The sequence below is a fragment of the Roseibium aggregatum genome, from assembly GCF_014692675.1.
Lineage (GTDB): Bacteria > Pseudomonadota > Alphaproteobacteria > Rhizobiales > Stappiaceae > Roseibium > Roseibium aggregatum_C.
Genome location: NZ_JABFCZ010000023.1, coordinates 91,554 through 103,518 on the forward strand (window position 1 = coordinate 91,554; position 11,965 = coordinate 103,518).

Consider the following 11,965-nt stretch of genomic DNA (forward strand, 5'->3'; position numbering starts at 1 on the left):
GGGAGACAGATGCCCTGTCGCCGGTTCAGCTGCCGATGATCGATTCCGCCATAGGATAGCGCGCGATCGCATGGGCGATGCGCGACGCGGTCGCCTGCAGTTTCGGCAGGCGTTCGGTTACGAGCTGTTCCGGCGTCACCAGCCCGGTGTAGCCGGAGGAATTCAGGGCCGCGATGGTCCGGCCGTTGCTGCCGCGGATCGGAACCGCGATGGCGGTAATGCCGTAGTCGAGCTGGTCGACCGTGGTGGCGTAATTCCGTTCGCGGGCGAGCTCCACCTCGCGCCGCAGCGCATCCTTGTCGGTCACCGTCTTGTTGGTGAGCGCCTTCGGCCGAAGGTCGTGAAAATAGGCACAGAGCTTATCGTCCGGGAGACCGGCCAGAAGCACCCGGCCGAGCGAGGTGGCATGGGCCGGATAGCGTGCGCCGACGACAGCAGTAGCGCGGCGGGCGCGCTGCACCGAGTAGTGGGCGATATAGATGACATCCTCGGCGTCAAGCGTTCCCACCGAAGCGGCATCGCCGAAATCCTCGACCACATTGCGCAGCTCGGGCAGCAGCATCTCGTCGATCCGCGCGGAGAAATAGAACGCCGAGCCCAGTCCCATCACCTTCGGGCGCAGGAAGAACCGCTTGTTGGCGTGCCCGGCATAGCCGAGTTCAACGAGCGTGATCAGACTGCGCCGGGCCGCGGCCGGCGTAAGGCCGGTCCGGCGGGCGATTTCGCTGAGGCTCATTTCCGCGTGCCCGCTGTCGAAACATTCGATGATCGCAAGGCCCTTTGCGAGCGCCTCCACGAATTCCGGTGGTCGGGTCGTCTGTTCCAAGTCGGCATCCTTTCCGTTCCCGCTCAGCCTTGCGGAGCGAGAACGAAATCGAACTTGAACTTGGCGTCAGGCTTGATCTTCAAATCGAAGTCGAACGTATCGGTCGGCTTCACCGGCTCCAGCTTGGCAATCAGCGACCTGCGTACGCCGAACACCGCGTCATTGTCCAGATATTCGGTGTTTTCGAAGAAGACTTCGGTGGTAATCGCGTTCATGCCCGCGGCCCGGATGATGTAATGCAGATGGGCCGCGCGCCAGGCGTGCCGGTTGCCGGCGCGCAGGAGGTCGCCGACCGGACCGTCATAGGGCACCGTATAGGGCTTGGGCAGAACGGTGGTGTAGTAATACTCGCCCTTGTCGTTGGCCACGAACTTGCCGCGCAGGTCGTATTTGTCCTGGCCTTCCTCCTGGATCGGATAGGTGCCGCTGGAATCGGCCTGCCAGGTGTCGACGATCGCGCCGGGAAGCGGATTGCGCAGCGTGTCGGTCACCTTGCCGTGGACAAGCACGGTGACACCGTCGCGGCCGTCTGCGAGGTGGTCGCCAAGCTGCATGTCCGGAGCGTTGTCCAGATAGAACGGGCCGAGGTTGGAACCTTCCGTGGCTCCGCCGCGCGTGTTGATCATGTCGACCAGGGCGGAAAAGCCGAGCACGTCGGACAGCAGGATGAACTCGTGCCGGTCCGGCGTTGAGATCTTGCCGCAGTCGTAAAGGAAGGTGAGCACACCCATCCATTCCTCATGGGTGAGGTTCACTTCGCGCGTGTAGTCGTGCAGGTGTTCGATCAGCTTGTTGAGCAAAAGCTGAATGCGGCTGCCGTCCTCGGTCCTGAAGGACTCCTTGACCGCCTGGGTGATCGTGAACTCGTTCACGTCTTTCATCGTCTCCTCCCGTACGTCTGACAAGCCGTTGATTTCGCGCCATTAGATTCGCAATCGGCCTTGCACCCTTGACGAAACCGTAAAACAGATAATAATTTTCTACAAGCGTAAAAGTTTTCGCATACCGAAAAAACATAAGGAGCGGACATGCGTATCGGAAAGCAGGATCAGGCTTTCACGGCAATCGCGACCTCGGACGCGGACAGCATCACTGTGCGGGGCTACGACCTTGTCGACGAGCTGATCGGCGAGATCGATTTCACCGACTATTTCTGGCTGCTGGTCCTGGGCGAAAGGCCGACCGACAAGCAGCGCCGCATGATGAATGCCTGTCTCGTCTCCATCGCCGAACACGGGCTGGTGCCGAGCGTGCAGGCGGCGCGCATGACGCTCGCCGCCGCACCCGAAGCCTGGCAGGGGGCGATGTCCGCCGGTCTTCTCGGCATGGGCTCTGTGGTTGCCGGAAGTTCGGAGATTGCCGGCCGGTATCTGGCCGAGGTGATCGCCAGGGCGAAGAACGAAGGCAAGGACATCGAGACCGCCGCGATCGAAAGCCTTCAGGCGCTGAAGGAAGCGCGCAAGAAGGTGCCCGGTCTCGGTCATCCCCAGCACAGCGCCGGCGATCCGCGCGTGGACCGGCTGCTTGAGATCGCCGACAAGAACGGTGTTTCCGGTGTCTACATCGAGACCCTGCGCGTGCTGGCGAAACATGCGCCGGGCATCATCAACCGGCCGCTGCCGATCAACGTGTCCGGCGCCATTCCGGCCGCCATTCTCGATGCCGGCTGGCCGCTCGATGCGCTGAAGGCGGTTCCCCTGCTCGCCCGCACGGCGGGTCTGGCCGCGCATCTCTACGAGGAGGCGCAGCGCTCGATTGGCTTCATCATGTCGAATGAGGCGGATCTCGCGATCGCCTACGACGGTGAACCTTCAAAAAAGACAAGAGAAACAAAGGCGGCGCGGGACTGAGCCATGGTCAAGATCCTCAGAAACATCCGTGTCATCGAACTGGGCACCTATATCACCGGCCCTGCCGCCGGCATGCATCTTGCCGACCTCGGCGCCGATGTCATCAAGGTCGAACGCCCGGGCGAGGGCGACCCGTTCCGCGCCTTCAAGGGCGGCCTCTATTCGCCTCACTTCCAGACCTACAACCGCAACAAACGTTCCATCGCGCTCGACACCAAGAAGCCGGAGGATCTTGAGGTCCTGCATGACCTGGTCGCCTCCGCGGATGTCTTCATCCAGAACTTCCGCCCCGGTGTCGCCGAAAAGCTCCGAGCCGGGGAGGCAGATCTTCGCAAGGTCAATCCGGGGCTCATCTATTGCGCGATTTCAGGCTTCGGCCGCACCGGTCCGTCGAAAGACCGCCCGGCCTATGACACGGTCGCCCAAGCGGCCAGCGGCTATCTGCGCCTGCTGACCCCGCCGGTGAACCCGCGCGTGATCGGCCCGGCGATTGCCGATGCGGTCACCGGCCAGTATGCAGCGCTCGGCATTCTCGCGGCTTTGCTGGAACGGACACAGACCGGCGAGGGTCGACGGCTGGACATTTCCATGCTGGAGGCCATGACCCATTTCAACCTGGACAGCTTCACCCATTATTTTTCCGAGGGCGAGGTGATGGGGCCGCTGTCGCGTCCAGTGGTGTCCCAGTCCTATACGTTCGAGTGCAGCGATGGAAAATGGATCGCGATCCACCTGTCCTCACCTGCCAAGTTTTGGAACGGCCTGCTGCAGGCAACCGGACAGGAGCAGCTCAACGACGACCCGCGGTTTAACGAGCGGTTGGAGCGCATCCAGCATCAGGACGACCTGATCGCTCATTTCACCCCGGTTTTCAAAACCGACACCCGCGCAAGCTGGTGTGACAGGCTGCTGGCGGCGGAAGTGCCCCATTCACCGGCCTACGATTCCAATGAGGCGCTGGAAGACCCGCAGGCAAAGCACCTGCAGATCGCCGTTCACGCCGACCATCCGGTAATGGGCCCGTTCACCACCGTGCGTGCGCCTTATTCGTTCGACAGCGAACCGGATCTCGACATCGTGCCGCCGCCGGTGCTGGACGAGCACGGCGCGGAAATCCGCGAGGAACTCAAGCGGAAGAAGACCGGATAGGCGTTCGGGCGGGAGGGCCTTGAACGCAATGAACCACAGGGGGGAACAATGACCGGGAATGGAGACCTGACGGCACTGCCGGTGCCGGACGTCATGGAAGCCAGCCGCGAGATGCTGCAGAAGCAGCTCTACGCCATCTTCACCGAACCGGCCAACGGCATCGGACCCGTACTGGAACAGATGGCCGACCACCTGGCCTTCCAGGTCCAGCTTGAAAAAGACGGCATCATGTATGCGGCCGGACCCATGTGGACCGACGATGAGGAGCGCTGGGAGGGCGAAGGTCTCGTCGTCGTGCGCGCCGCCTCGCGCGCGGAGGCCATTGCCATTGCCGAACGTGATCCGATGCACCGGAGCGGCGCCCGGACCTTCCGGGTCCGCCCCTGGATGATCAACGAAGGCAGCGTCACCGTCCGGCTCGACTACTCGAGCCAGACATTCGAATTGCTGTGAACAGAGGGAGGGAGGAACCAATGAAAACCCTGTTCGGACTGCTGACTGCGGGCATGCTGACACTATCCGTGCCGGCCATGGCCCAGGAAACGATCAATCTCACCGTGGCGTCGAGCCATCCGACCGCGATCCCGTGGGTCGGCATGATCAAGACCCACTTCATGGCCCGGACCGACGAGATCCTGGCCAAGACCGGCAACTACAAGATCGACTGGAACGAGGCCTTCGGCGGCCAGCTCTACAAGGCGAACGCCACGCTGACCTCGGTGGAGGAAGGCATCACCGATATCGGCTGGGTTTTCTCCTTCCTGGAGGCGGCCAAGCTGCCGCTCAGCCAGGCGTCCAGCTATGCGCCGTTTTCCACCAACAACCCGGCGATCCAGCTGTCGGTGATGGAGGAGCTTTTTGAGACCAACGACGCCTTCCGCAACGAGTGGGAGCAGCACAATCTGAAGGTGCTCGGGTTCACCGGAACCGACGGCTATGACCTCTACACCAAGCAGCCGCTGGACAGCTTCGCTTCGCTCAACGGCATGAAACTGTCCGCACCCGGCGTGCTCGGCAACTGGCTGCGCGGCACCGGGGCCAACGCGGTCGACGGGGCGCTGACCACCTTCTACACCGACATCCAGACCGGCGTTTCGGATGGCGTGCTCTCGCTTGCCCTCGGCGTCCTGCCGGCCAAGATCTACGAGGTGGCGCCTTATATCACCCGTGTCGACATGGGTGTCGCCTTCTCCGGCGCGGTCGCCATCAACCGGGACACCTGGGACGGTCTGCCCGAGGAAGTGCAGAACGCCATGGTCGAGGCGGGCAAGTACTACACGGTCTCCCACGGTGAGGACCTGCTGAAGCGCCACGAATTCGCGCTCAACAAGATGCTCGAGGTCGGAGCCGACCAGAACCCGCCGGTCACCATGACGCCGATGAGCCAGAGCGACCGGGGTGCGTGGGTGAACGCGATGCCCAATCTCGCCAAGGAATGGGCCGATTCCCTTGAAGAGCGGAATATTCCGGCGCGCGACTTCCTCAAGGCCTACATGACCGGTCTCCGCAAGCGCGGCGAGACGCCCGTGCGTGCCTGGGACAACGATCTCTGATCGCGGTCCGGCAACGTGACGGGACATACTGAAAGAGCCGGCGTTTCTGAAGCGGAACGCCGGCTTCCACTCCTGCGCCGCTCCTGGGCCTTTCTCGTCGATGCGCTGGCGGCGCTCGGCACGCTCCTGATCGGGGTGCTGATGCTTGTCATTTGCGCCGATGCGGTGGCCCGCAACACCATGGGCGCGTCTCTGCCGCTCGTCTCTGAACTGGGCGCCCTGATGCTGGTGATGATCGTCTATCTCCAGCTTGCCACCACCGTGCGCGCCGACCGGCTCGCCCGCACGGAAATCTTCTTCACCGGCTTCCGCGAAAGCCATCCGCGAGCGGGCTCCCTGCTGTCCGCCGTTTTCGATGCGGTCGGCGCCGCCACGATCGGCGGCATCGCCTGGTCGACGGTCCGGATCCTGGAAAAGGACTGGAAGTCGGGCGAATATATCGGCGTGACCGGCATCGCGACCCTGCCGACCTGGCCGTTCCGGGTGCTCATCCTGCTGGGCGTGACCGTGGCCGCGATTGAATTCCTCATGCGCGTGGCCGCCGCCCTGCGCTTTGCGGCGTCTGGAGGTGCCAAATGAGCCCGGTCGAAATCGGCATCGCGGCCATCGCGGGCCTGATGGTCCTGATCTATCTCGGCATGCCCATCGGCGTCTCCATGCTAACCGTTTCCTTCTTCGGTGTCGCGGCCATCCGCAGCGACATCGTCGCCGTTCGCATGATCGGCGCCGTCGCCAATGATTCCCTGCGCGAATACCTGTTCGCCGTGGTCCCGCTGTTCGTTCTGATGGGACTGCTCGTCACCGTTTCCGGCGTCGGCAAGGACACGTTCGACGTCTTCGAGCGCGCGATGAAACGGATCCGCGCCGGCCTGGGCATGGCGACCGTGTTCTCCAATGCCATTTTCGCGTCGATCACCGGTATTTCGATCGCGTCGGCCTCGGTGTTCAGTCGGGTCGCGGTTCCCGAAATGACCCGCCACGGCTATTCCCGGCGGTTCTCGACCGGGGTGGTTGCCGGCAGTTCGGTGCTGGGCATGCTGATCCCGCCGTCGCTCCTGATGATCGTCTATGCGGTCATTGCCGAGGAATCCGTCGGCCGCATGTTCCTCGCAGGGATCGGGCCGGGAATTCTGCTGTCGCTGATGTTCTGCCTGGCGATCTGGCTGATGGCCACGTTCCGCAAGGACTTCGTCTTCTCCGCGGCGCAGGACACCGGCGACATCGGCAATCTGAACCTGCTCGACATCGTCTTCAAGGCGATCCCGATCCTGTGCCTGATGCTGCTTGTCCTTGGCGGGCTCTACGGCGGCTTTCTCAATCCGACCGAGGCCGGCGCGGCGGGCGCGTTCGGCGCCTTGGTGGTCGCGCTGATCCGCAGGTCGCTGACCGGCCGAAGCTTCTGGCGGCTGCTGGTGGAAACCGGGCAGATCACCGTGTCCGTCCTGTTCCTGATCATGGCGGCGAGCTTCTTCAGCCGCATGCTGGCGCTTTCCGGCCTGCCGAACGCGCTGGCCGATCTGCTCCTGAGCAGTTCGCTCGGCGCCTACGGATTCCTGCTGCTCTACCTGGTGCTGGTGATCATGCTCGGTTGCCTGATCGATTCCATCTCGATCATGCTGATCCTGCTGCCGATCGCCTTACCCGTCGCGGACGCCGCCGGGTTCGACCTGATCTGGTTCGGGGTGCTCACCGTGATCGGGGTGGAGGTCGGGTTGCTCACGCCGCCCTTCGGCCTGTCCGTCTATACGATCAAGTCATCCATGGACGATCCGGATCTGACGTTGGGCGACGTCTTCCGCGGCGCAATGCCCTTCGTCCTCACCATGATCCTCTGCATCGCGATCATTGTCGCCTTCCCGCCGATCGCGACCTATCTCGCGCGGCTTTGAAAAACTTCGGAGACCAGACCCATGAGGACGCTCCTCTTCATCTGCGGCAGCCTGCGGGCCGCCTCTTCCGCGCGCGGCACCCAGCGGGCGCTGCAGGCAGCCCTTGCCGGGGCTTGCGCGTTTGACGAGGCCGACATCGGCGTGCTGCCCCATTACAACGCCGACATAACCGACAACCCGGAGGTCGAAGCGTTCAAGCGTCAGGTGGCGGAGGCCGACGGCGTGGTGTTCGTCACGCCGGAATACAATTACGGCATTCCCGGCGTCCTCAAGAACGCCATCGACTGGGCGTCCCGGCCGGGCTATGCCTCCGTCTTCAAGGACAAGCCGGCCTTCGTCATCACCGTTTCCGGCGGCGCGCTCGGCGGTGCCCGCGCGCAATTTCAGCTGAAATACGCCCTGAGCGCCATGCTGGCCCGGGTGTTTCCCTATCAGGAAATTGTCGTCCCGACCGCCAATGACAAGATGAAGGACGGTGTGCTTGCCGATGAAGCGATCATCAGCTTCGCGACCACGGCCCTGACCGCCTTTATTGCAGAGCTCTGAGCGATGCCGGTGTCGCGCTGGGCACGGCGGCCAGCAGACGTTGGGTGTAGGCGTGTTCCGGGGCTGACAACAGCTTAGTCGTAGGGCCGGTTTCGACGATCTCGCCCCTATACATGACCGCGATCCGGTGACTGACCCGTTCCACCACGGCGATGTCGTGGGAAATGAACAGGAAGGACACGCCTTCGCGGGCCTGGAGGTCGAGCATCAGGTCGGTCACCTGCCGGGCAATCGAGACGTCGAGGGCGGACACCGCCTCGTCGGCGATGATCAGCTTCGGCGAAACCGACAGGGCCCGGGCAATGCACAGCCTCTGCCGCTGCCCGCCGGAAAACTGGTGCGGAAACCGGAAGATCCCGTCCCGTTCCAGACCGACCCGTTCGACAAGCTGCGCCGCCAGGTCCTTCTGGTTTTTCGACGAGACAAGGCCGTGGATCCGGGCCGGTTCGGTGATGAGTTCATGGACGGCCAGGCGTGGGTTCAGGCTCGCGAACGGGTCCTGAAACACGATCTGCGCATCTTTGCGGGTTTCGCGCAGCACGTCCTTCGAGACACCGGTCATCGGCTTTCCGTTCAGAAGAACGGTGCCTTCCTCCGGTTCGATCAGCCGCAGGATCGACCGGGCGAGCGTGGACTTGCCGCAGCCGGATTCGCCGACGAGCCCGAGCGTCTCGCCGCGCGCGACCTGGAGGGAGACCTGGTTGACGGCGGTGACCTTGTCGGACTTTCTGGAGAAGAGCCCGGACTTGGAGGAAAACCTGGTCGACAGCCGGTCGACCTGGAGCACGATATCGCTTGCCGCCGCGCCGGCCTTGCTGCCGTCGCCCAGTTTCGGCGTCGCCGCCATGAGCTGTCTGGAATAGGCGGCCTTGGGGGCCTCAAACAGCTCCCGGACCGTGGCTTCCTCCTGCTTGATGCCGTTTTTCAGCACCACGACCCGGTCGGCGATTTCGGCGACCACGCCCATGTCGTGGGTGATGAACAGGACGCCCATGCCGATTTCCGCCTGGAGCGAACGGATCAGGTCGAGGATTTCCGCCTGGGTCGTCACGTCGAGCGCGGTCGTCGGTTCGTCGGCGATGAGAAGCTGCGGCCGGCAGGCGAGCGCCATGGCGATCATCACCCGCTGGCGCAGGCCGCCGGAAAGCTCGTGCGGATATTGCTTCAGGCGGCGCGCAGGTTCGGGAATGCGCACCTGGTCCAGGGCCTCTACTGAGGCGGAGAGTGCCTCGCGCATGGACATCTTGCGGTGGCGGATGAACACCTCCGCAAGCTGGTTGCCCACGGTCAGCACCGGATTGAGCGAGGTCATCGGCTCCTGGAATACCATGGAGATCCGGTTGCCGCGGACATTGCTCAGCGCCGCATCGGGCAGCGCCGTCAGGTCGATAACCTCATCCCCGTCGCGCAGGCGGATGTTGCCGCCGGCGATCCGACCGCCTTCGCGTTCGATCAGGCGCAGGATCGAAAGCGCCGTCGCCGATTTCCCTGATCCGGATTCGCCGACGAGCGCCAGCGTTTCCTGAGGCCGGATCGCAAACGACAGCCCCTTGACCGCCTCATGGCTGCCGAAGGCGATGCGCAGGTCCTGAACCTCGACGACGGGATCGGTCATTTGAGTTGGCCTCTGCGGCGGGCGGCGAATTCCGGATGGCTGTCGAAACCGGGAAGCGGCGGGGTCCAGCGGGCCAGGCCCGGCTTGAACGAAAAGGCGATCGGATCGTCGCCATGAACCTGCCAGTTCACCGTGTCGCCGAGTTCAAGCATGCCATAGGCGCCGGCCGGTTCTCCGTTGGTGGTGAAGCTTTCCGTCAGCGACTGCTGGGTCAGGTGGGTGATGCCGTCGACGGTGGTGATCGTGTTCCAGTGCACGTGGCCGGCAATGCAGGTGACCGGCACCCTGGCCTGGGCGAGGGCCGCACGGGCGCGGTCCGCCATCGGATAGGTCGAGGCGTCCGGGTTGCGTTCGAAATAGTAGTTGCCGGTCTGGGCATGGCCGGAAATCGGCACATGGCTCATGACCAGCAGGGGCCGGTCGGCAGTCTGGGCGACACGGGACAGCCAGACCAGATCGGTCTCGCGCAGGACGAAACCGGCATGTTCCGGCGAACGCATAATCTTGCTATCTGCGCGCCACAGCACGATCCGCCAGTCGCCGATGTCGAATGTGGTGTTTTCCAGCGACTGACCGAGGATTTCCTCGTTGTCGGAGACTTCGAGATAGTCCCGGTCGTGGTTGCCGTTGATGTGATGGATGGGGCTCGTGATCGGCTTGAACGCCTCGGCGACTTCGCGTTCGAGCCGAAGATCCGTGTCCCGGTCCATGTCGGAGATCCGGTCGCCGAGATCGACGACGAAATCCGGCTTTGCGTCGTTGGCAAAGCGCACGAACTCGTCCATCAGCGTAAGCGCCGTATCGCCGCGCTTGGTGGTTGTCGGAGTGCCATGATGAATGTCGGAAACGATGCAGATGCGGACGGACACGGGGGGATGCCTTTATTTGTGTTTTCAGGGAAGGAGGCACCGCCGGCCGGAACCGGCGATGCTGAGAGCGTCAGGGGACGGCCGAACTCAGTTGAAGGAGATCGAGCCGGCGCGGAAGTCGAGCACGTAAGGAATGTGACCCGGCTTCGGTGCCCAGTTGACGTTGGTCTTCATCGCCCAGCTTTCGTAAGGACGATAGAGCGGCAGAACCGGCGGATCCTGCTTGATGCGTTCCATCAGTTCCGCATAGGCCGCGCGGCGCAGTTCGACGTCGCCGGAGAAGCGGAATTTCTCCCAGGTCTTGGCGTACTCTTCGTCGGTGTTGAACCGGCCTTCGGATTCAGACGGACCGTTCGGGGCCCACATCACGCCAAAGCAGCCGAACGGATCGGCGAAATACATCGGGTTGGACCAGTTGCGCACCATCATGTCCGGGGAGTTGCCGGTCCACTTGTCGCCGACATTCACCTTGCCCTTGATGCCGACCTCGGCCCACATTTCCATGATCGCCTGAGCGGCGAGCAGGCCGTTGGTGTAGTAGCTCGGTGCGGTGTCGAAGGTGATCTCGGTGCCGTCATAGCCGGCTTCCTTGAGGAGTTCCTTCGCCTTTTCCGGGTTGTATTCGAAGGTCTTCAGCTCCGGCTGGTAAAGTTCGCCGAATTCCTTCAGCGTGTGGGTCGACGGCACCACGGCCTTGCCGAGCCACAGGGCTTCGTTGAGCGCGTCCCGGTCGATGGCAAGCGACAGCGCCTGGCGGATGCGCGGATCCTTCAGCACCGGATGGTTCACGTTCATGATCATGACGTGGAACAGGGCGGTCGCGCTGCCTTCGGCCTTCATGTCAGGATCGCTTTCGATCAGGGAGAGCTGATCCGGGGCGATGTTGGTGATGATGTCGGCTTCGCCGGTCTTCAGGGCGGTGATGCGCGATGCGGTTTCCGGCATGTGCTTGACGGTGACCTTGTCGAGCGGCGCCTTTTCACCCCAGAAGTCCTCGAACTTTTCCCAGACGACCCGTTCGCCCGGAACGAATTCGGCGACCTTGTACGGGCCGGTGCCGACGGGCTTCAGGGAGAAGGCTTCGTAGTCGTCGTCTTCGGCGACATTCGGATCACCGGCGAGCGCCTTGGTGTACTCTTCCGGAATGATCATGACCTGCTGCAGGTTCAAAAGCGTTTCCCAAAGCGGTTCGGGACGCTTGGCGTAGACGCGGACGGTGTAGTCGTCCACCTTTTCCGCCTTTTCGAAGTTGCCGAGACGGTCGCGGGCGCGCACCTGGTAGGGGGTGAAGGTCGCCTGGTACATGCGGTTCAGGGAGAAGACCACGTCATCGGCGGTCATGTCTTCGCCGTTGTGGAACTTCACGCCGTGGCGCAGTTTCAGTTCCATGATCGTCGGCTCGATCAGCTTCCATTCGGTCGCAAGTGCCGGAACCCATTCGGTGTCCGTGGTGTCGTGGTTCTTGTCGATCAGCGTGTCGAAGGCGTTGTAGTAGAACTGGGAGCCGACGTTGGAATGGTCGCGGCCCGGATCGAGGTAGCTGGAAACGTTGGCGGCGCCAACGGTGAGCTCTGCTGCGAAGGCGCCCGATGCGAGCATCGATGCCAGAATGGTTGTTGCGGCGGTGGTTGCCAGAAGTTTCTTCATCATAAGCCTCCAGGGCTTCAA

12 protein-coding genes are annotated in these 11,965 nt (G+C 63.1%); 7 read left to right on the forward strand and 5 right to left on the reverse strand.

Annotation, left to right across the window (positions count from 1 at the left end; all coding sequences use genetic code 11):
- Window positions 1-25: 25 nt before the first annotated feature.
- Window positions 26-826: an IclR family transcriptional regulator domain-containing protein gene (locus tag HK439_RS19775; protein ID WP_235988026.1), complete on the reverse strand. Its 801-nt coding sequence runs from the start codon at window positions 824-826 to the stop codon at window positions 26-28.
- Between the two features lie 23 nt (window positions 827-849).
- Window positions 850-1,707: a dioxygenase gene (locus tag HK439_RS19780; RefSeq protein ID WP_190293203.1), complete on the reverse strand. Its 858-nt coding sequence runs from the start codon at window positions 1,705-1,707 to the stop codon at window positions 850-852.
- Window positions 1,708-1,854: 147 nt separating this feature from the next.
- Here HK439_RS19780 and HK439_RS19785 point away from each other — a divergent pair, with 147 nt between their 5' ends.
- From HK439_RS19785 to HK439_RS19815, 7 genes are read left to right on the forward strand one after another with little or no spacing between them, the layout of a single operon-like run.
- Entirely contained in the window at window positions 1,855-2,676 is an 822-nt protein-coding gene (locus HK439_RS19785) for a citryl-CoA lyase (protein WP_190293204.1), read from the forward strand.
- A gap of 3 nt (window positions 2,677-2,679) precedes the next feature.
- Window positions 2,680-3,825: a CaiB/BaiF CoA transferase family protein gene (locus HK439_RS19790; protein WP_190293205.1), complete on the forward strand. Its 1,146-nt coding sequence runs from the start codon at window positions 2,680-2,682 to the stop codon at window positions 3,823-3,825.
- Window positions 3,826-3,873: 48 nt separating this feature from the next.
- On the forward strand, window positions 3,874-4,278 hold the full coding sequence (locus HK439_RS19795) for a YciI family protein (protein ID WP_190293206.1): 405 nt from the start codon (window positions 3,874-3,876) through the stop codon (window positions 4,276-4,278).
- Window positions 4,279-4,298: 20 nt separating this feature from the next.
- On the forward strand, window positions 4,299-5,378 hold the full coding sequence (locus tag HK439_RS19800; RefSeq protein ID WP_190293207.1) for a C4-dicarboxylate TRAP transporter substrate-binding protein: 1,080 nt from the start codon (window positions 4,299-4,301) through the stop codon (window positions 5,376-5,378).
- A gap of 15 nt (window positions 5,379-5,393) precedes the next feature.
- Complete coding sequence (locus tag HK439_RS19805; RefSeq protein WP_328804203.1) at window positions 5,394-5,957, forward strand: TRAP transporter small permease subunit; 564 nt, start codon at window positions 5,394-5,396, stop codon at window positions 5,955-5,957.
- A complete protein-coding gene (locus HK439_RS19810; RefSeq protein WP_190293208.1) occupies window positions 5,954-7,267 on the forward strand; it encodes a TRAP transporter large permease in 1,314 nt (437 codons plus the stop codon). Before HK439_RS19805 ends, HK439_RS19810 begins: the two co-directional genes overlap by 4 nt.
- A 21-nt stretch (window positions 7,268-7,288) precedes the next feature.
- Entirely contained in the window at window positions 7,289-7,813 is a 525-nt protein-coding gene (locus HK439_RS19815; RefSeq protein ID WP_190293209.1) for an NADPH-dependent FMN reductase, read from the forward strand.
- Here the strand turns inward: HK439_RS19815 and HK439_RS19820 are convergent.
- The 3 genes from HK439_RS19820 to HK439_RS19830 all read right to left on the reverse strand — a co-directional run bounded on the left by HK439_RS19820 (window position 7,797) and on the right by HK439_RS19830 (window position 11,944).
- Window positions 7,797-9,428: an ABC transporter ATP-binding protein gene (locus tag HK439_RS19820; protein ID WP_190293210.1), complete on the reverse strand. Its 1,632-nt coding sequence runs from the start codon at window positions 9,426-9,428 to the stop codon at window positions 7,797-7,799. The two genes, HK439_RS19815 and HK439_RS19820, sit on opposite strands and share 17 nt — an antisense overlap.
- Window positions 9,425-10,297 carry a metallophosphoesterase family protein gene (locus HK439_RS19825; RefSeq protein WP_190293211.1) on the reverse strand — a complete coding sequence of 291 codons (873 nt, stop codon included), beginning with the start codon at window positions 10,295-10,297 and terminating at the stop codon, window positions 9,425-9,427. Before HK439_RS19825 ends, HK439_RS19820 begins: the two co-directional genes overlap by 4 nt.
- 87 nt (window positions 10,298-10,384) lie before the next feature.
- On the reverse strand, window positions 10,385-11,944 hold the full coding sequence (locus tag HK439_RS19830) for an ABC transporter substrate-binding protein (protein ID WP_190293212.1): 1,560 nt from the start codon (window positions 11,942-11,944) through the stop codon (window positions 10,385-10,387).
- Window positions 11,945-11,965: the final 21 nt, after the last annotated feature.